Consider the following 20,398-nt stretch of genomic DNA (forward strand, 5'->3'; position numbering starts at 1 on the left):
CTTTGCGTCGCTCGAATGAACAAATCGCTCGCTTCACCACGGCGGCTAATTTGATCCGTTTGATAACGACAGCGTTGCCGTAGCGACATTAACAAAACCATAGCGCTCAATTTTTATATGAGATATGGTTTGCATAGTGTTCACGGAATGATTTAAAATTGAAACAATTTCAAACCGCTCTTGATGGCTTCAGCCTCGTTACCTCCCAGTCCATCTCGGAACATACGAGATCGTCCGGTAACAACCTCGCAACCGACCAAATTAAGGAGGGCGAGGCCGAACTCGCCCTCATTCTCTCCCTGACGCAGCAGGCGTTCGAAGCAAACGCACCCGTTCCAGGCACGATGAAGGCCTTGACCGAGCGTCTGCAGGCGCTGAAAAGCAAGACGACACCCCTGACCTGGACCCATTTGGCCTCGGTTGCGCAGGGTCATCCCGTGTCGTCCTTCCTGCTGCAGGACCCTTTGACGCGATGGTCCTTCGAAAAGCCGCGCGGCTATAGTGGGGATGCCTACCTGCTGGATTTCATTTACGAACATCCGGCCGTTGCCGCACAGGTGGCGGAGGCTTCGGCGCTGGGCGCTGAAGTTTACGATTTCACCCGGCGTGCAGCATCCGCCGTTGCCGTGCGCGAAAGGCGCGAGATCCTGGCCACGCATGTCGATGCGGTGGCGGAGGCGACGGACGGCGCCGAGATCCTGGCGATCGCAGCCGGCCATCTGCGCGAAGCGGAGCGCTCCCAAGCTCTGCAGAGCGGCAGGCTCAAGCGCTGGGTTGCACTTGACCAGGATCCGGTCAGCGTCGGGACCGTGAGTTCGGCCTTCCATGGCAGCTGCATCGAAGCGATCAACGGTTCCGTTCGCACCATTTTGGGGCGCGCGCAGAAGCTCGGCACGTTCGACTTCATCTATGCAGCAGGTCTTTACGACTATCTGGCCGAAAGTGTAGCCGTGCGTCTGACGGAGCGTTGCCTGCAGATGCTGAAGCCCGGTGGCAAGTTCCTGCTCGCAAACTTCGCCAAGGATATCGGTGTCGAAGGTTATATGGAAACCTTCATGAATTGGCCGTTGATCTGGCGAACGGATGAGGATGTCCAGTCGATCATCGACAAGGTCAAGCATCCGATTGCCGATGTTTCCGTTACGCGCGGCGAGAATGGCGGCGTCATATATGCCGTTCTGACTGTATAGTCGACGGCAAACGACTTGACCGGCTAGGCCGCGTTGCGGCTTGGCCGGCGAAGTCGGAACAGGGCAAACAGCGGAAGGTTAACCAAGACGATAGCTGCGACAGCCGCAGGTGCTGCCGTATCTGGTGCAATTATCTGCCTGCGCAGCAAGTAGCCCGATACCAGAAACGGTGTATTCCAAATCAATGCGCCGCAGAATGTTGCGATGGCGAAGCTTGGCGCCGGCATGGCAAGCACGCCTGCCGGAAATGCCATATAGGCCCTGATAACAGGCACAAGCTGGCCGAAGAACGCGACCTGTATCAGATTGCCACGATAACTGCGCTTCAGACGCAGATACCACTCTTCTTTAATATCCAGACGCCTAATCATCCTCAGTACGAAGACCTCGCCACGTGCAGGTCCCAGCCATCGGCCCATTCCATACCAGAACAGCGAGCCTACCGTTGAGCCAGCGGCGGTAACGGCGATCACCATGGGAAGATCGGCGAAATGGGCGATACCCAGCATGCCCAGCATCAGGAACATGCCGGCGGACGGTATGATAGGAACAAGCTTCTCGACGGCAGAGCATAGCGCAAGGCCAAGCAGCCCCCATGCCGCCAGTTCGGGTAGAATATCTAACAAATAAGAAGAGCCGCTCATCTGATAACGGCCTGATAATGAAGCGGCCTGCGCCGGGCGATCTTATAGACCCTGGCAGGAGGAAAGTTGCGCAGTGCCTGGCCATGCAGCGTTGCCTTGAAGCCGAACCGGTCAAGCAGGCGATGGGGCACCGGACAGCGAACACCATAGGTGAACTGGTAGAGTGCACCGCCTTCACGCAGCAGCGACGAGACCCCGGTCAGAATGGCAATTACCGTCTTCGGCGACATATTCAGCAACGGTAGCCCGCTGATCGCGCAGCCAAACTGCACGCCTTCCGGCAAGTGATGACTGCGAAGCTGCGCGGCATCGGCGCAGACGAGACGAGCATTGGGAAACCGTTGTCGCAGCAGGCTGGCAAAACCAGGAGCAGACTCAATCAGTGTGATGTCGCTTTCACATATGCCGCGTGCGAGCAAGGCTTGTGTGAACACTCCCGTTCCAGGGCCAAGCTCCAGAACTGGGCCCGCCTCTGGATCGACTTCGCTTGTAATCAGGTTGGCCAACATCGTACCGGAAGGAGCTATCGCTCCCACCATGCGCGGATTGGTCAACAGAGTTCGCAGAAATAATGAAGCGTTTGACATGTGTTCCCACCAGCAAGGCCGCAGGAGATTCGCCTGCGCGGCAGGCTTTTCCTACGGGGAGCCGATTGCGAGAACATTGCACCGGGGAACACGTGATAACTTATCCGGCCGCCGGGAAGCTCAATCTGAAGGCTGCACCACCGGCTGGTCCGTCGATAACGCAAACCTTTCCGCCGTGAAGCCTGGCAATTTCCTGGACGAGATTGAGCCCGAGACCGAACCCTTTGCCCTGTCCGGGGAGGCGATGAAACGGCTCGAAGATACGGTCCCGTTCCTCTTGCGGAATACCGCTTCCCTCATCGGTTACGGTGATGCCGGTGGCACGACCGACATGGACAATTATTCTGCCACTACGGCCGCCATGCTGGATAGCGTTCTGCACGAGATTGGCAACGGCTCGCTCGATAGCCACGCGATCGCCGAGAACTTCCACGGCCTCTTCGTCCTTGATGAAACAGGGCTCGTAGTTGGTAGCGATCGCGAGCGGTGCCAGCTCCGAAACGACGTGCTCGGCGATGTCTACGAGATTGATGGGAGCCGGTTCGAAGCGATGATTGAGACGCTGAAGGTCAAGGAACTGCTCGGCAAGGGTCGCAAGACGCACCGTATCCTCGAAGAGCCGTTCCTTCAAAGGGCCTGCAGGCAGGCCGTCGAGACGCGCCTGCAGGATCGCAACCGGAGTCCGCCATTCATGGGCAAGATGGGAGAAGAGACGTTTCTGCCGTTCATAGCCTTCGTCCAGCCGGCTCAGCGCATCGTTGACGGCTTCGACAAGCGGCAGGATCTCACGCGGGACATCGTCGACCGGCAGCCGCGTACCCTGGCGATTGATGTCGATCTGCCCGGCGCTGGCGACAGCGGAATCGAGCGAGGAAAAGGCGCGGCGAACCACAAGCGGCGCGGCGATCACCGTTGCGATGGCAGTGACAATCAGCAAAGGCAGAAGGGCGCTGAAGAACACAATACCCATCGCACCAAGGACGCGAAGCGGCGATACGCTGCCGTCCACGCCCGTCAGAACCTGCACCTCGCCGGCCGGAGACGATACCCATTGCAGCCGGGCGGCGGGCACGGCATTTCCACCGAGATTGCTGCCGAAACGGGCCTGTCCAATGCCGTCAAGTGCGCCGCCAATCGCCTCATAGGCAGGCGGCACGCTTCCGTCTTTGATCACGGCGCCGCTTCGATCCCGCACGGTGAACCAGAGGCCTGGCAAATTACCGCGCCGTGCCGCAAGTGCCGGCGTCTCCCTCAGCACAAGAGCGCCATTCCGGTCGCGCCCGACGGACTGGGAGATGGCATTGATGGTCTCGTCTTCCGGCTGAAGAGAAATAAAACTGCCAGTCGCCCAGAGCGCGGCGACGATGAGCACCGCAAGCAACGAGAGGAAGATTGCCTGCAGCAAAGACAGGCGCGATACGAGCCGCCATCGTAAGGAAGGCTGGGCTCCGCTCATGATATCGGTCTCATCAGATAGCCGATGCCGCGGACGGGATGGATTTCAAGGCCAGCCTCCACGGAAGCGAGCTTGCGGCGAAGACGGGAGATATGCGCATCCAGCGTATTGGACTGGATATCGTCGGCAAAGCCGTAAACGGCCTCTTCCAGCGCATGCCGCGGCACTGTGCGGCCAATGCGACGCACCAGCGCCTCGAAGACCAGCACTTCGCGACGCGGCAATTCAAGCCGTTCGCCTTCGATCAAAATATCATGGCAACCGAAGTCATAGGATAGCCTGCCGAAGTTCACCACCTCGGTCCGCACCTCGCCCGGGCGACGCAGGATGGCACGCAGTCGCGCCAGAAGCTCCTCCATGGCAAAGGGCTTGACGAGATAATCGTCGGCGCCGGTATCGAGGCCACCAATACGGTCATCGAGATCGCCGCGCGCCGTCAATATGATCACCGGCGTGCCGACACCGGCCACGCGCAGCTTCGGAACGATCGACAAGCCATCTCCGTCCGGAACCTGGCGGTCGAGAAGGATGACATCATAGGGGAGATTTATCGCAGCCTCTTCGGCATCGGCCAGCGTCGACACGTGATCGACGACGGCATCGCGCGCCTGCAATGCAGCGCCCAGCGCCGCAGCCATTTCCGGCTCGTCTTCAAGCAACAAGATTCGCAATGAACCACCCCCACAAATGGAACAGCTACATTGCATAGGCGGATTGCGGGAAGATTGCGACCCTCCCCCGGACGACGCTCCGTTACTTATTGGGGAGCTCGGACCGATATCCTGCCAGTACGGAAGATGTTAGCCACATTCGACCTTCTAGATCGGCAATGTTGCAGGGGAAGGCATCGCCTCCCCCTGCCATGTCCGCTGCAGAGCGTTCGATAGGTAAGCTATAGCGAACAGGATAGTGATCCCGACACGGGGATAGCTTCCCTTCCATTGTGATTTTACTGCCGCACCATCCTGCTCGAACCAATCGGGATCGAGAACGATGAGCTGTGAAATGTCCACTTGCATCACGCCCACCTCATTTGAGGCGGGTCACATGCAGCGCCAGCAAATTGTGATAGCCGAGAGCATCCTCCCGCTCGGGAAGGCCGATATCACGAAGCTGATAGTTCGATAGCTCAGATACCTGCTTGTAGGTCTGTCGCCGTCTCCAGGCGACAAACAGGAGGGCTCGTGCGGTCCTCCAGGCACCGAATTTCAGGCACAGTTCATCGACCGTTGCCGCTAAATTGTCAGCAACTAAAAATTGTGAGTTCGTCATTGTTTTTCCTGGCGCAATGACGCAGCCAGGCCTCTTGAAGCTCGACCGGCATCAGGAGTTGACGCATGAAACATGCGTCTGTTCATTCCATCAGCAAGTCACGATGTGTTTATGGGAAAAAACGCCTAAGTGGCGGCATTCAAAGCTATTTCGGGCTTTAAATAGCTGCTCGTCGTGTAGCTGGCATGGCACATACCAAACCAGTAACGAGCATTCCGCTAGAGGCGTAGGTAAACATGTGTGTATGCTGCATATCACGCCTCCTGTGTTTGATTTACGGATGAGCATATAATACGCAAGATCTCGGATTCGGCAAGCCCACAATTTCGAATTGTAGATTTGCAGCCCTTATGTTGCTTCATGGCAACAGTCGATATCTCCCATTCTCGACGCAAGAGAACCTGTCGACAAAAGGGGGCGAATATCCGAACCGAGGTTCCGGGCCGCCAAATTGCATCAGAACGAATTGACGATGCCGCCGCCAGTGCGCATCTGCTGCACCATGATATGGGCGTGATAATGCATGGCGCACTTGATCGCGTAGATCTGCAGCACCACGGGGGATCGCCGATGCCGCAGGAGATTGAAAATCCGCGCGCGATAGGTGGCACGCAAATCCGCCTCCTGCACCCGGCGCATCAACCGAACGAAAATCCCGACCGCCTCGAACGCCCATGTCGCGTTGAGCGCCAGCAAACGCAGCGGATGGCGGCGCAGGTGGCGTAAGCGGGTACTTTCCGGTTCGATGCGCGCATCGATGTAAAGCGCATCCAACCGATCGAAATAGGCGGCCGGCTGATGCAGATCGCTCAAGACCGAAAGATATCCGTCCCGCAGCGTTTCCCGCGAGAGGTTGAGCGGAATGACATTGGTGCCGTAGGCTGGTGGATCGTCATGATCGAGCCTGCCTTCCTTGGCGAGGCGCGTATAAAGCGGCGTCTTCGGGATCGCCGCCAGCATGCCGATCATGGCATTGACGATGCGCGCATCCTTGATGAAAACCCGCTGCGCATCGAAGATAGTCGCATCATCGCTGTCGAAGCCCAGGATCATGCCACACCAGACCTCCATACCGGTCTGCTGGATCGTGTGGATCTTCTCCAGCATGGTCCCGCCCTTGCGCAGGTTCTGCAGCTTCTTGGTTTCGCGCAGCGCTTCCTCGTTCGGCGTTTCGATGCCGATGAAGACGGTGCGGATATTGGCGTCGACCATCAGCTGCATCAGCTCGGCATCGTCAGCCAGATCGATCGACGCCTCCGTCAGGAACGTCATCGGATAATGATGGCGCTCCTGCCAGGCAACGACATCGCGCAGGACTTCCTTGATCGCCTTCTTGTTGCCGATCAGATTGTCGTCGACGATGAAGGCCGTATCCATTCCGGAGGCGAGCAGGGCCTCCATCTCGGCGATGACCTGGACGCTGGTCTTGATGCGCGGCTTGCGGCCGAAGACCACGATGATATCGCAGAAATCACAGGTGAAAGGACAGCCGCGCGAGAACTGGATGCTGCCGACCGCATATTCATCCATCTTCAGAAGATCGAAGCGCGGCACAGGGACTGTGCTCATATCCGTCCTGTCGGACTGTTCATAGCGCCGCGCATGGCGCCCCTCCTGCCATTCAACCAAGAATTTCGGCCAGGTTTCTTCCGCCTCGCCGATGAAGGAGACATCGACGAGATTGCCGAAATAATCCTCCTTGACCGTAACCCATGGTCCGCCAACGACGGTGAAGCAATTGCGCCGTTTGAGCTCGGTCAGGATTTCCGTCATCCTGAAGCGCTGGACGATCATGCCCGTCAGCGCAACGATGTCGGCCTTTTCGCACAGGCCGTAATCTATCGGCTCGATATTTTCATCGACCAGAGTAACGGTATGTTCGGCCGGCGTCAGCGCCGCCAGCAAGGGCAGGCAGGCCACCGGAAGATTGGCCTTGACATCGAACAGCGGCAGAGCGTGCTCCATGCCCCAGTAAGAGGTTTCGAAACGCGGATTGATGATGACGATATGAGCCATATGAATATGCCGCTCCATGACATGAAGATCTGGTTCGGTATTGCTTTGAGCCTGTATGTCATTTGCAGCTGCTCACCCACCCTACGGCGGCGAAGCAGGGTCTTCCAGCATCGAGGCGGCTGTCTTAGCAGCCCTATATGAGCTCAATATTAAATTCCGGGCGGCGGAATGCCGGCTGCGACTGTGACGCGATGCCCATGGATCGACATCCGCATGTCTGTAGAATGCCACCGCTGTTTAACCGTACCATTGCGTCCCGGCTATCTTGTCGGCGGGCGTCTTATTAAACGCATCGCCCGCATTTAACGCATCGCCCGCGATGCCGATCAAAATTTTTCGGGTGGCAATGTCGAAATCACCGCGATGCAATCGTCTTTATTGCGAACACACCGCGAAAGACGACGATCCGATCTTTCGCGCCCTGGGCTAAACCGGATGAAGGGAGCTGCAAATGAGTTCGTCCTATCGTTGGGTGATTGTCGGCGCCGGCGCGCTGATGACCTGTGTTGCGCTCGGCGCGATGTTTTCCCTGGCGATCTTTCAGGTACCGATCGCTGCCGAGACAGGCTGGTCGCATGCCGGCATCGCCGCCGCCATGACGCTGAATTTCCTGACCATGGGCCTTGGTGCTTTTGCCTGGGGCGCCGCGAGCGATCGTTTCGGCGTCCGCATCGTGGTGGTGATCGGCGCACTGCTGCTCGGGCTTGCGCTTGTCCTGGCAAGCCGGGCCGGCTCGCTTCTACAATTCCAGCTGACTTACGGCATTCTCGTCGGCCTTGCCGCCAGCGCCTTCTTCGCGCCGATGATCGCGGCGACGACAGCCTGGTTCGACGAAGGCAGAGGTCTTGCGGTCTCGCTGGTCTCAGCCGGCATGGGCGTTGCGCCGATGACGGTATCGCCTTTTGCCCGCTACCTGATTTCGGCCTATGACTGGCGCTTCGCCATGCTCGTTATCGGCATCATGGCCTGGGTCCTGCTGATACCGGCGGCACTGCTTGTGCGGCGAGCACCCGTTCTTGCCGAAGCCACCGGTTTGGGCGGACAGAGGGAGGAGCAGAGCCTGCCGCTTGGCCGGATCTTTCGCTCACCACAATTCCTTGTCCTCGGCGCCACCTTCTTTGCCTGCTGCGCTGCCCATTCCGGGCCGATCTTCCACATGGTCAGCTACGCCACCGTCTGCGGCGTGGGGCCTATGGCCGCCGTCAGCATCTATAGCGTCGAGGGCCTTGCGGGTCTTGGAGGTCGTCTCCTCTACGGGACACTGGCCGATCGGCTCGGCGTCAAGCCGGTGCTGGTCGCTGGCCTGCTGGTGCAGGCGGCAGCACTTGCCACCTATCTGCTGGTCAGCGAACTCGGTGAGTTCTATGCGCTGGCAGTCATCTTCGGCAGTGCCTATGGCGGTGTCATGCCGCTTTACGCTGTGCTCGCACGCGAATATTTCGGGCCGCGCGTCATCGGCACCGTCTTCGGCGCGGCATCGATGCTCTCGAGCATCGGCATGGCCGCGGGACCTTTGATCGGCGGGTGGATATTCGATACCTTCGCCAATTATTCCTGGCTCTTCATCGGTTCGTCCATGGTGGGACTGGGGGCCGCCGCCATCGCGCTTGCCTTTCCGCCAATGCGGCGCCTGCAACTGCAGACGGCCTGAGACGGGCCGAAAAGGCCTGGAATCACATCTGCGAACCGTGCCGGATGCGTCATATTTCGCCGCGCCCGGCATGGCTTTTGTCGGCGACACGCCCCGGCCATTAGACGGGGCAATGACATATTCATATTTCTTGATACTTACACACAGATTTCCATAAGCGGCCGCGGTTGCAGCCATTGCAATTTTCAATTTTTAGCCAACACTCGCACATGCATCAGGTGCTTGATCTCCTGGGGGAGGAAATCAGGAGAGCATCCACTGGCGCGACTTTCCGCGCCCATCGGCACGAAAGTCCTGCGTAACGTCATTATGGGGGACATGACACGGGTCTTTTTGACCATGTCCCTGGTGCAATTGGGAGGATTGATTCATGGCAACCACGTCAGTGGCCGAGACGAACGGTCGAGGCATGACCAGGGAGGAGAAGAAGGTCATCTTCGCCTCTTCCCTCGGAACCGTGTTCGAATGGTACGATTTCTATCTTTATGGAGCGCTGGTTGCCTTTATCGGCACAGCCTTCTTCAGCGACTATCCGGAAGCAACCCGTAACATTTTTGCCTTGCTGGCCTTTGCGGCCGGCTTTCTCGTGCGGCCGTTCGGCGCCCTTGTCTTCGGGCGGATCGGCGACCTCGTGGGACGCAAATATACCTTCCTCGTCACGATCCTGATCATGGGCCTTTCGACCTTCCTGGTCGGCGTCCTTCCCGGCTCGGCGAGCTGGGGCATCATCGCACCGGTCATCCTCATTATCCTTCGCCTGTTGCAGGGTCTGGCGCTCGGTGGCGAATACGGTGGCGCTGCGACTTATGTCGCCGAGCATGCACCCGACAATAAGCGCGGCTACTACACGTCCTGGATACAGACGACGGCGACGCTTGGCCTGTTCCTGTCGCTGATCGTTGTCCTCGTCGTGCAGAACGCCGTCGGCAAGGATGCCTTTGCCGCCTGGGGCTGGCGCATCCCCTTCCTCTTGTCTTGCGTTCTGCTCGCCATCTCCGTCTGGATACGGCTGTCACTCAGTGAATCGCCCGCATTCAAGAAGATGAAGGAAGAAGGCAAAGGCTCCAAGGCTCCGCTCTCCGAGGCCTTCGGCCAGTGGAAGAATGCGAAGATCGCCCTGATCGCCTTGCTCGGCCTTACCGCTGGTCAGGCAGTCGTCTGGTATGCCGGCCAGTTCTACTCGTTATTCTTCCTGCAGAGCGTGCTGAAGGTCGACGGCCAGTCGGTCAACATCATGATCGCGATTGCGCTTCTGATCGGCAGCGGCTTCTTCGTCGTCTTCGGCTGGCTGTCCGACAAGATCGGTCGCAAGCCGATCATCATGGCGGGCCTTGCACTGGCGATCCTGACCTACTTCCCGCTGTTCAAGGCGCTGACCCATGCCGCAAATCCAGCGCTCGCCCAAGCCGAACAAACCATCCGGGCCACCGTGACGGCTGCGCCTGGCGATTGCACCTTCCAGTTCAATCCTGTGGGAACCGCCAAATTCAACAATTCGTGCGACATTGCCACGTCCTTCTTGTCGAAGTCGTCCGTGCCCTACACGATCGCCGAAGGGCCAGCCGGGCAGCCGGCAACCGTCAAAGTCGGCGATACGACCATAACGTCATATGATGCCACGGCGGCAGGTGCCGGTGCGGCGGCAAAGAGCGCGGTATTCACGCATGACATGAACCTCGCCCTGCAAAAGGCCGGTTTCCCGCTGGCACGCGACGCCGCCAAGGTGCCGGACGCCAAGCTGGATGCTTTCATCGCCGCCAACCCCGAACTCGGGCTCAACGCGGCAACCGTGCGGGCGGGTGACAAGACGGTCACACCGGTTGCGGACCTCGTCAAGGCGAAGCTGTTGACGGCAGATCAGGCTGGTGGCGCTACCGACATGCCGGTCTACACCATCGCCAATGGTGGTGCCTTCAAGATGGTTGCCGATCCCGCGGCGATCAACTGGCCTCTGACGATCGCTATCCTGACGATCCTCGTCATCTATGTGACGATGGTCTATGGGCCGATTGCCGCCATTCTCGTGGAAATGTTCCCGACCCGCATCCGCTATACCGGCATGTCGCTGCCCTATCATATCGGCAATGGCTGGTTCGGCGGCCTGCTGCCCGCAACGGTCTTCGCCATGAGCGCCGCCAAGGGCGATATCTATTATGGCCTCTGGTACCCGATCGCGATCGCTGCGATGACCCTTGTCATCGGCCTGATCTTCGTTCGCGAAACCAAGGGCGTCGATCTGAACAGCATCAAGTAAACACATAAGGCCCGGCGTTCAGATGCGGCACGCCGGGCCTTTCTTTGTCTCGTCTCGCCAACTCTTGATCCAAGCTCGAAGCCTCAGCTTCCGCAAAGCGCGTGCAGCAGCACCAAAAGGGAAAAGAGGACCATCAAGCCTGCCAGGAAATGCTGCAAGATCGACCAGATGCGCTTGGTCGCGGCAAGGCTTGGCCGAGTTGCGAGAGAAGCGAGGTAGAGCACTGTATCCATAAAAACTCCTGCCAAATGTTTCTACATGGGCGAAACGTACGCCGTCGCGATCACGGAAATTCTTGATATTCAAGCGTTTTATATTATCTATAAAATTAGTAGATTAAAGGGAGAGTTTTTCGGCTCTCTCGAACTTTCGGACAAATTAAACTCCCGGTTAGCTGACCCGGACGGCGTTTGATCGACCTCGCCATCAACCCATCCGGCCCCCTGACAGAGGCGAACCAAAGCCCAGTAAAAATTTATTCTATAGATTAAGTGAACAAAGCAAGGCGCGCCCTTGTGATTGACGGTCGGCGGCTTACGAGTATCGCAAACGATCACCGAACCCTTGCTCATGACCTTGCTTGATGCCCAAAATCTCTCGCTTGCTTTCGGCTCGACACAGGCCCTGGCAGGAGCGTCCCTGATCGTCGATCACGGCGAAATCGTCGCACTGATGGGAGCCAACGGCGCGGGCAAGTCGACACTGGTAAAAATCCTGTCCGGCATTCACCGAGCCGATTCAGGCAGGATCCATTGGAATGGCTCGGACTATCGCCCGGAAAGCCCAGCCGAGGCAACGGCGCGGGGCGTCGTCACCGTACATCAGTCGACCGACGTCGTCGGCGTGGCCGGCCTTTCGGTCGCAGACGCGCTGCTGCTCAATCAATTCGTCGACGGACGCCAGCCTTTCTTTCTGTCGAAACGTTCGGTGCGGAGAAAGGCGGAAGCCATCCTGGCCGAAGCCGGCTTCGATCTGCCGCTCGACCGGGATTTTGGCGATCTCGGCACGGCCGACCGGCAGATGGTCGCCATTGCCCGCGCCCTTGCCAACAAGGCGCAGCTGCTGATCCTGGACGAGCCCACCGCAAGCCTGTCTGCACGCGAGACGGCTAGACTCTATGACATCGTGCGCCGGCTGAAGGCGCGCGGTCTGGGCATTCTCTATATCTCGCATCGCACGGCCGATCTCGATGCGCTGGCCGATCGGGTGGTTGTCCTGCGGGGCGGCCGCAATGTCGGCGCTTTCTCGCAACCGATCGACTTCGATGCGGCCATCGAAACCATGATCGGCCGTTCGATGAAAGCGGCTCGCCCGCAGCGTCGGGGGCAGTTCGACCGAACCATACTGGAACTTCAGGGTGCGCAGCTGCTTGCCGACAGCCCACCGATCGATCTCAGGCTTCATGCTGGCGAGGTCGTCGCCATTACCGGCGTTCTCGGCGCCGGCAAGAGCCGGCTCCTATCAACCCTTTTTGGCCTCGACCGTTTTGCGGCGGGCACCGCACGTTTGGATGGCACCGCATTTCAACCAGCCTCGCCTGCCGATGCAATCGCGCGTGGCGTCGTCATGGCCGCCGCCGACCGGCATCGCTCTTCGCTCATGCCGTCGGACTGGCCGGGGGAGAGCATTGCAGCGACGATCAGCCTGCCGCATCTGAAGCAATGGTATCCTTCGGGCTTCCTGTTTTCCGCGCGGGAGAGCCGCGAGGGGGAAAAAGCCATCCGGCGCCTCGGCATCAAGGCCTCTGGCCCCGAGGCATCCGTCTGGTCGCTTTCCGGCGGCAATCAGCAAAAGGTCGTCCTCGCACGCTGGGAGGCCGAGGCGAGCCGACTGCTGCTGCTCGACGAGCCATTCCAAGGGGTCGATGTCGGCGCCCGCCAGGACATTATCGCCGCCATACGCGCCCATACCGACCGCGCCACCCTGATCGCCACATCCGATCCGGAAGAGGCGCTCGAAGTCGCCGACCGAGTGCTGGTGATGGAACATCATGGCCTGAGAGAGATCGCCGATGTGACGGCCAGCGGCCTGCAGAACAAGGAATATGTCTGATGAGTGAAGGCACCGCCGAGATCCCCGAACAGATCAGGCAGGCGAACCATACGATATCGCCGCAGGAATTGGTGCGGCGGGGAGCGGTATTTCTGCTCCTCCTTGCCCTCGTCATCGTCTTCAGCTTCGCGCAGCCGGCCTTCATCAACATCAACAATCTGATGAGCATCCTGCAGGCGGTTTCTGTCGTCGCCATCATCGGCGCCGGGGTGACGGTGACGCTCGCCATCGGCGGCTTCGATCTTTCCGTCGGCGCCGTGGCTGCCTCCAGCGTCATGGCCGCGAGCTATGCCATGATCGTATGGAACCTCAATGTCTATGAGACCGTGCCGCTGGTGCTTGCCTTCGGCGCGAGCGTCGGGCTCGCCAATGCCCTGTTGATCGTTCGACTGAGGGTGCCGGATCTGCTCGCGACACTCTCCACCATGTTCCTGCTCACCGGGCTGCAGCTGATCCCGACAGCGGGACGTTCGATCTCGGTGGGCTTGATCCTTCCCGATGGGACGAAGGCGACCGGCAAGGTCGATCCGGCCTTCCTGACGATCGGCCGATCGAGCCTGTTCGGCACCGTTCCCTTCCCGGTCATTCTGATGCTCGTCGTGGCGCTCGTGCTCTTCGTGCTGACCGAACGCACGCGCCTCGGTCGCCTTCTTTACGCCACCGGCGGCAATGAGGCCGCGACACGGCTGGCCGGCGCCAATATCGCGCGCCTGAAGACCTTCGCCTATGTGCTTTCGGGTGTGCTCGCCTCCCTTGGCGGCATCATTGTCGCCGCTCGCGTCGGCCGTGGCGATGTCTCCTCCGGCGCCTCGCTATTGATGGATTCGGTGGCAGCCTCGCTCATCGGCTTTGCCGTTCTTGGCCTGCGCCGTCCGAACGTCCTCGGCACGACGATCGGCGCAGTCTTCGTCGGCGTGCTTCTGAACGGCCTGACGATGCTGAACGCGCCCTATTACACACAGGATTTCATCAAGGGTGCTGTCCTTGTCGGTGCACTCGCGCTCACCTATGGGATTGGCCGGAGCAAGACGCTCGGCTGAAGGCGCCGCAGGGCCGCATACTCTCCAGTTGTTATCGGGCTGCAGATCGATCTGCAGCATCTTGGCGCATGCTGACCGTTGCCTTTTCGGCAATCGATAGTGCGCATAATTGTTCTTTATTAGAACACTGAATTCCCCCATCATCCCGGCATTGGTGGATAACGAGACGCAAAGTCCGATCGCCCAATCAACAGGGGAACTGTCAGAATGTCACAATTCATGATGAATCGCCGCCGCTTCCTGTCCAACGCTGCCTTAGTCGGAGGTCTCGCCGCAACGCAGACTTTCGTCGGCATTCGCGCCGGCAAGGCGGCCGATGTCGCCGAGGTTCGCATGCAGCTCGGCTGGCTTGCCTCGAACGGCCTGATCGGCGAGGTCGCAGCCCAGAAGAAGGGCTTCTTCACCGAGCAGGGCATCAATCTCACCATCGTCCCCGGCGGTCCGAATGTCGATGGCGTCGCCGGTGTGGCAGCCGGACAATCCACCATCGGCCAGATTTCCTCAAGCCCGTCCGTCATGCTCGCGCGCTCGGCCGGCATGCCGGTCAAGGCGTTTCTTGCCGGATATCGCAAGCATCCCTTTACATATTTCTCGCTGAAGAAGGCGCCGATCCGCGAGCCGAAGGACATGATCGGCAAGACCATCGCCACGCAGCCGACGGCCTTCATTCTTCTGCGCGCGCTGCTCGCCAAAAACGGCATTCCGGAAGACAAGGTGAAGATGGTCAACATGGGTTCAGACATGAACCAGTTGATCACCGGCCAGGCCGATGCCGTCACCGGCTGGGTGACGAATACCAACGCACTGAAGGTGCTCGGCGACGAGCGCGTCGACATGATGCTCTGGGATGCGGGCTTGCAGCTCTACGCCAACGTCTACTACACCACCGACGAGCAGCTCGACAAACATTCCGATGTGCTGGTGCGCTTCACAACGGCTGCCGCCAAGGGCTGGGGCTATGTCCGCGACCATCCGGAAGAGGCGGTCGACATGCTCGTCGATGCCTATCCCAATCTCGACAAGGCGAGCGAACTCGAGGCCGTCCACCCCGTCATCGATTTCTCCTTCGGCGACAGCACCAAGCAGACCGGCTGGGGCGCGATGAACAAGGACAATTGGGCAGCGCAGATCAAGGCCTATGCCGATCTCAAGCAGTTTACCGGCGCCACACCGACCGTCGACGATGTCGCCACCATGGCGATCCTCGACGCGACGACAGAAATCCGCAAGCAGATCGGGTGAACGCCATGATGAGCGCCGCCACCATCAAGCAGCCGCAGCCGCTACCGGCAGCCGAAACGGCAAGGCTTGCCGTTTCCATTCGCGATCTCGACATCCGCTTCGGCGACAAGGGCAATGAATTCACCGCCCTCTCCAATGTCTCCGTCGATATTCCGGAAGGGTCGTTCGTGACGATGCTAGGGCCGTCCGGCTGCGGCAAGTCGACCTTGCTGCGCTGTATTGCCGACCTCGTTGACATCAGCGCCGGTTCGGTCTCGGTTTTCGGCCGCCCGCCACGCGAGGCGCGCCAGGGGCGTGACTTCGCCTTCGTCTTCCAGGAAGCGACGCTTTTGCCGTGGCGAAGCGTCATTGACAACGTTCGCCTGCCGCTGGAAGTCGGCAGACATGACAAGAGTTCCTATGCCGATCCCATGGAGCTGCTGGCGCTTGTCGGCCTCAAGGGACGCGAGAAGGCCCTGCCGCACGAATTGTCGGGTGGCATGCGCCAGCGCGTCGCTATCGCCCGCGCCCTGGTGACCAAGCCGCGAATCCTGCTGATGGACGAGCCCTTCGGCGCGCTGGACGAGATCACCCGCGACAAGCTCAACGAGGAACTCCTGCGCATCTGGCGCGAAACGGGCACGACCATCGTTTTCGTGACCCATTCCATCCCGGAGGCGGTTTTCCTCGGTCAGCATGTGCTGATGCTCCAGGCCCACCCCGGCAGGGTGAAGGAATTCATGAAGGTCGATCTTCCCTATCCGCGCTCGCTTGCGATGCGCGACACGGTCGATTTCATCAAGGCGACGGCGCATCTGCGCGCGCTGCTGGAGGAATGCATATGAGCAACGCCGTGCACTCTGACTTCAGTCGCGTGGCCAAGGCGCCGCGCAAGGTTGCCATCCTCGACGCGACGGTCGGCGTTCTTTCTTCGCACATGCCGGCAATCCTTGCCGCACTCGGCTGCATTGTGCTGTGGCAAGCGGTCATCTGGATCTTCAAGATCCCGACCTTCATGGCGCCAAGCCCGCTCGACGTCCTTTATGCCTTTCGCGACAATGCCGCGACGCTGACGAGAAACGTCCTGCCGACGGTGCTCGAGGCCGTTCTCGGCTTCGTCTTCGGCAATCTCGTCGCCATCCTGCTGGCGATCTGGTTCGTCCACAGCGCAACTGCCGAAAAGGCGTTCTATCCAATCGCCGTCTTCGTCAAGGCGATCCCGATCATCGCGCTCGCCCCGATCCTCGTTTTGATCTTCGGCAATGGCGTCGCCCCGAAGATCATCATCGCCGGCCTGATCTGCTTCTTTCCGACGCTGGTCAACATGGTCCAGGGACTTCGCTCCGCCAGCCCGGCCATGCTCGACTTGATGCGCGTGCTTTCGGCCAGCAACTCCGAAATCCTCTGGAAGGTTCGCCTCCCCAGCTCCCTGCCATTCCTCTTCGCTGCCTTGAAGATCGCTGCGACCAGCAGTGTCATGGGGGCGATCGTCGCGGAATGGATCGGCTCCAGCTTCGGGCTTGGCGCTCTCATCATCGAGGCGACCTATAATTTCCGCTCGCCGCTGCTTTACGCAACGGTCGTGATCGCCGCCCTGCTTGCCGTGATCCTCTTCTTCATCGTCTCGGTCGCCGAGGCGAAGATGATCCGCTGGAAGCCGGCCGGCCAACACTAAAGCTTAAAACATCGAGGGAACTCCAATGGAACAGGTTATTCATCAGCCTGCACGGGATATCCGTGTCGTCGATCGCTCCGATGTCGTCGTGGTCGGCGGTGGCCCGGCAGGGATTGCCGCGGCCGTGTCGGCCGCACGCAATGGCGCCAGCGTCACGCTTCTCGAACGCTATCCCTATGTCGGCGGGCTTGCCGCCGGCGGCATGGTGCTGGTGCTCGACGACATGATCAACGAGCTCGAAATTACCGTGCGCGGCATCTGCATGGAGATGATCGAGCGCATGAAGCGCTGGGGGCTCTGCGTAACGCCGACCGACCGCGATCGGCTGATCGAATTCCGCGACACGCCGGAGGCCTGGCAGCGCTGGGCGCGCTGGGGGCTTTTCGATTTCCACACCCAGTCGATGCCGCATCCGATCTGCTTTTCGGCTGCCTTCGATCCCGACGCCTTCAAGCGTGCCGCCTACGATATGATCGCGGAATCCAAGATCAAACTCAGAACGCATAGCTGGTTCTCCTCGGCGATCGTCGAAGGTGGAGCGATCAAGGGCGTCATCTGCCAGACGAAGGAAGGCATGCAGGCGATCCTCGGCGATGTCGTCATCGACACGACGGGCGATCTCGATGTCGCCGCAAGCGCAGGTGCTTCCCACATCGAATCCAACTTCATCCTGACGACGGTGTCGCGCTGGGGCGGGATCGATACGGACGCGGCGGAACGTTTCGAACAGCAGGAGCCGGAAGCCTTCAAGGCGCTCGATCACGAAGCCAAACGGCTGATCGGCGGTTGCTGGTCCTTCTGGTGGCTTAAGACGCCGCTGCCCGGTGTCGTCTGGCTGAACTGCCCGCATATGCCGACCTTGAGCGGTCTGAAGGTCGACGACCTGACCAAGGCCGAGATGGAAGGCCGCTCGCGGATCGCAAAACTCCTCGATTTCGCACGGGAAAAGATGCCCGGCTTCGAGAATGCCTATGTCGTCGATTTCGCGCCGCAGACCGGTGTACGCCAGACGCGGCTGCTGCAGGGGGATTATGTCGTGACGAAGGACGACGTCATGACCCGCCGCCATTTCGTCGACACGGTCTGCCGCGGCCGCGATTATTACACGCCCTACCGCTCCATGCTGCCGAAGGAAATCGACCAGCTGATCGTCGCCGGCCGGCATTATTCTTCAACGCCGCAGGCGCAGAAATCCAGCCGCGAAATCCCGCCCTGCATGGCGATGGGCGAAGCGGCGGGTGTCGCCGCAACCGTCGCCCTCAATACCGGGACGACCGTTCGCAAGGCCGATATCCGGGCAATTCAGAAACAGATGCGAGCCCAGGGCGCCGATCCCGGCGACATCCCCTCGGAGAACGCGACATATTTGGAGGCAGCAGAATGACCACCTTGCCACTCGACGGAATCCGCGTGATCGACTTCACGCAGGTCATGCTCGGTCCATCCTGCACGCAGGTGCTGGCCGACTATGGTGCCGAAGTCATCAAGATCGAGAAGGTGAAGATCGGCGATCTCTCACGCTGGTCGCTCGGCTCCGACCCCGATGGCCTCAACAACCCGGTCTTCTGCTCCTTGAACCGCAACAAGAAGAGCCTGGCACTCGATCTGAAGGAAGCCAGCGCCCGCAAGACGGTCCAGGCCCTGCTTGAAACGGCCGACGTGGTCGTCAACAACTTCAGGCCTGGCGTCATGGAGCGCATGGGCTTCGGCTATGAAGATCTGAAGAAGATCAATCCGCGGCTGATCTATGCCGTCGGCACCGGCTTCGGGCTGACAGGTCCCTACCAGCACAAGGGCGGCCAGGACGTCCTGGCGCAGGCCGTTTCCGGAGTCATGCGTCGCAAGTCGGACAACAGCCACCCCACCTCGATCTATGCCACGCCGCTGGCCGACTATTCGGCTGGCATGCACCTCGTCCAGGGCATTCTCCTTGCACTTCTGCAACGCGACAAGACGGGAGAGGGACAGCAGGTCGCCGTCAGCCTCTACAACTCCATGATCGCCATGCAAATGCAGGAAGGCACGACGCATCTGATGCGTCAGAAGGACCTGAACTGGGGCGCCTTCCCGCTGACGGGCGTCTTCGAGACGACGGACAGCGCAATCGTCATGGTGGGCGCCTTCAAGCCGAACCCGTTGCGCGATATCTGTGAGGCTCTTGAGATCGAAGACCTCTCGCAATATCCGCAATACAAGGATTTCGATGCGCAGATGGCGCGGCGGCCGGAATTGCAGGCGATCTTCCGCGAGAATTTCGCCAAGAACAGCACCGCGCACTGGATCGCGCGGCTGGAAGGCGTCGACATTCTCTGCGCGCCGGTCCGTTCACTCCCCGAGGCGCTGAAGGACGAACAGACGATCATCAACAAGATGATCCTCGAGGCCGGCGAGACGGCCGCCGGCCCGATCCGCCTCATCGGTTCGCCGATCGACATGTCGGCCGCCCACGTCACCGTGCGGATCGCACCGCCCCAGCTCGGCCAGCACAACGAGGAAATTCTGGCTTCGCTTTCCGAGGTGCAGGGAGACGCCGCATGAGCGTCTCCTTCACCGTAGAGGATCGCGTCGCCCGCGTCACGCTCGACCGGCCGGAGCGGATGAACGCTGTCGATGCCGAGACCGAAGCGAGGCTCGAGGCAATCTGGACGGAGATCGAACAGCGCGACGACATCAGCTGCGTTGTCCTGACCGGTTCCGGCGAGAAAGCCTTTTGCGCGGGTGCCGATCTGAAGGGCGGAAGTGGTAGCTCCGGTGTCGACTACTGGACGGTCGGGCGCGAAAATGGCTTTGGCGGCCTCGCCTTCCGCCGCTCGCTCGACGTGCCGGTGATCGCGCGCGTCAACGGCTATGCGCTGGGTGGCGGCTTCGAGATGGTGCTTGGCTGCGATATCGTCATTGCCGTGGAGACGGCACGTTTTGGCCTGCCGGAAGCGCGCGTCGGACGCATGCCGCTTGATGGCGGCATGGTACTTTTGCAGCGCAAGATTCCCTTCAATCGTGCCATGGCCGTGATGCTGACGGGACGGCAGTTCGGCGCGCAGGAAATGGCGAGCTATGGCATCGTCAACGAAGTCGTCTCCGCCGGCGAACTCGACGCTGTCGTCGATCGCTGGGTTGCAGACATCGTCGCCTGTGCACCGCTGTCGCTGCGGGCAATCAAGCAGACGGTCAATCGCACGGCGCATCTGAGCCCGGCCGAGGCGCAGGCGCTAAGGACGCCGGCCCTGATCAAGGCTTTGAAAAGCGAGGATGCGATGGAAGGTGTCGCGGCATTCCGCGAGAAGCGGGCGCCGGTTTGGCAGGGCAGATAGGCATGCTATAGCTTCGAGATTGCCGAGGG

Annotated in this window: 18 protein-coding genes; 11 read left to right on the forward strand and 7 right to left on the reverse strand. The window is 60.1% G+C overall.

Annotated elements, in window-relative coordinates:
- Positions 1–158 precede the first annotated feature (158 nt).
- Positions 159–1,190 (forward strand): class I SAM-dependent methyltransferase, encoded by a 1,032-nt coding sequence (locus AC13Q5_RS25895; protein WP_457882415.1) that lies wholly within the window; start codon positions 159–161, stop codon positions 1,188–1,190.
- Between the two features lie 23 nt (positions 1,191–1,213).
- On the opposite strand, the gene AC13Q5_RS25900 is transcribed toward AC13Q5_RS25895, so the two are convergent.
- From AC13Q5_RS25900 to AC13Q5_RS25925, 6 genes are all read right to left on the reverse strand, one after another.
- Positions 1,214–1,834, reverse strand: coding sequence for a DedA family protein (locus tag AC13Q5_RS25900; RefSeq protein WP_488503631.1), 621 nt, complete (start codon positions 1,832–1,834; stop codon positions 1,214–1,216).
- Positions 1,831–2,421, reverse strand: coding sequence for a class I SAM-dependent methyltransferase (locus AC13Q5_RS25905; protein WP_488503632.1), 591 nt, complete (start codon positions 2,419–2,421; stop codon positions 1,831–1,833). The genes AC13Q5_RS25900 and AC13Q5_RS25905 overlap by 4 nt, the downstream gene beginning before the upstream one ends.
- A 100-nt stretch (positions 2,422–2,521) precedes the next feature.
- Entirely contained in the window at positions 2,522–3,877 is a 1,356-nt protein-coding gene (locus tag AC13Q5_RS25910; protein ID WP_488503633.1) for a sensor histidine kinase, read from the reverse strand.
- Positions 3,874–4,548, reverse strand: coding sequence for a response regulator transcription factor (locus AC13Q5_RS25915; RefSeq protein WP_488503634.1), 675 nt, complete (start codon positions 4,546–4,548; stop codon positions 3,874–3,876). The genes AC13Q5_RS25910 and AC13Q5_RS25915 overlap by 4 nt, the downstream gene beginning before the upstream one ends.
- Before the next feature lie 358 nt (positions 4,549–4,906).
- Entirely contained in the window at positions 4,907–5,149 is a 243-nt protein-coding gene (locus tag AC13Q5_RS25920) for a DUF1127 domain-containing protein (protein WP_488503635.1), read from the reverse strand.
- 456 nt (positions 5,150–5,605) lie between these two features.
- Positions 5,606–7,165 carry a B12-binding domain-containing radical SAM protein gene (locus AC13Q5_RS25925; RefSeq protein WP_488503636.1) on the reverse strand — a complete coding sequence of 520 codons (1,560 nt, stop codon included), beginning with the start codon at positions 7,163–7,165 and terminating at the stop codon, positions 5,606–5,608.
- A 451-nt stretch (positions 7,166–7,616) separates the two neighbouring features.
- On the opposite strand from AC13Q5_RS25925, the gene AC13Q5_RS25930 reads away from it, so the two are divergent.
- Both AC13Q5_RS25930 and AC13Q5_RS25935 read left to right on the forward strand, forming a co-directional pair.
- The gene (locus AC13Q5_RS25930) at positions 7,617–8,816 is read left to right on the forward strand and encodes an MFS transporter (protein WP_488503637.1); all 1,200 of its coding nucleotides are present in this window, start codon (positions 7,617–7,619) and stop codon (positions 8,814–8,816) included.
- 370 nt (positions 8,817–9,186) lie between these two features.
- Entirely contained in the window at positions 9,187–11,070 is a 1,884-nt protein-coding gene (locus tag AC13Q5_RS25935) for an MFS transporter (RefSeq protein WP_075852739.1), read from the forward strand.
- A gap of 83 nt (positions 11,071–11,153) precedes the next feature.
- On the opposite strand, the gene AC13Q5_RS25940 is transcribed toward AC13Q5_RS25935, so the two are convergent.
- A complete protein-coding gene (locus tag AC13Q5_RS25940; protein ID WP_159444774.1) occupies positions 11,154–11,303 on the reverse strand; it encodes a hypothetical protein in 150 nt (49 codons plus the stop codon).
- Positions 11,304–11,640: 337 nt separating this feature from the next.
- Here AC13Q5_RS25940 and AC13Q5_RS25945 point away from each other — a divergent pair, with 337 nt between their 5' ends.
- The 8 genes from AC13Q5_RS25945 (at position 11,641) to AC13Q5_RS25980 (ending at position 20,369) form a co-directional block, all read left to right on the forward strand.
- A complete protein-coding gene (locus AC13Q5_RS25945; protein ID WP_488503638.1) occupies positions 11,641–13,122 on the forward strand; it encodes a sugar ABC transporter ATP-binding protein in 1,482 nt (493 codons plus the stop codon).
- A complete protein-coding gene (locus tag AC13Q5_RS25950; protein ID WP_457882426.1) occupies positions 13,122–14,162 on the forward strand; it encodes an ABC transporter permease in 1,041 nt (346 codons plus the stop codon). The genes AC13Q5_RS25945 and AC13Q5_RS25950 overlap by 1 nt, the downstream gene beginning before the upstream one ends.
- A gap of 207 nt (positions 14,163–14,369) precedes the next feature.
- Complete coding sequence (locus tag AC13Q5_RS25955; RefSeq protein ID WP_457882427.1) at positions 14,370–15,404, forward strand: ABC transporter substrate-binding protein; 1,035 nt, start codon at positions 14,370–14,372, stop codon at positions 15,402–15,404.
- A 5-nt stretch (positions 15,405–15,409) separates the two neighbouring features.
- Complete coding sequence (locus AC13Q5_RS25960) at positions 15,410–16,228, forward strand: ABC transporter ATP-binding protein (RefSeq protein ID WP_488503639.1); 819 nt, start codon at positions 15,410–15,412, stop codon at positions 16,226–16,228.
- Positions 16,225–17,058, forward strand: coding sequence for an ABC transporter permease (locus AC13Q5_RS25965; protein WP_488503640.1), 834 nt, complete (start codon positions 16,225–16,227; stop codon positions 17,056–17,058). The genes AC13Q5_RS25960 and AC13Q5_RS25965 overlap by 4 nt, the downstream gene beginning before the upstream one ends.
- A 25-nt stretch (positions 17,059–17,083) precedes the next feature.
- Entirely contained in the window at positions 17,084–18,442 is a 1,359-nt protein-coding gene (locus AC13Q5_RS25970) for an FAD-dependent oxidoreductase (RefSeq protein WP_488503641.1), read from the forward strand.
- On the forward strand, positions 18,439–19,596 hold the full coding sequence (locus tag AC13Q5_RS25975) for a CaiB/BaiF CoA transferase family protein (RefSeq protein ID WP_488503642.1): 1,158 nt from the start codon (positions 18,439–18,441) through the stop codon (positions 19,594–19,596). The genes AC13Q5_RS25970 and AC13Q5_RS25975 overlap by 4 nt, the downstream gene beginning before the upstream one ends.
- On the forward strand, positions 19,593–20,369 hold the full coding sequence (locus tag AC13Q5_RS25980) for an enoyl-CoA hydratase-related protein (protein WP_488503643.1): 777 nt from the start codon (positions 19,593–19,595) through the stop codon (positions 20,367–20,369). The genes AC13Q5_RS25975 and AC13Q5_RS25980 overlap by 4 nt, the downstream gene beginning before the upstream one ends.
- Positions 20,370–20,398: the final 29 nt, after the last annotated feature.

It is taken from the genome of Martinezella sp. CNPSo 3964 (assembly GCF_057784375.1).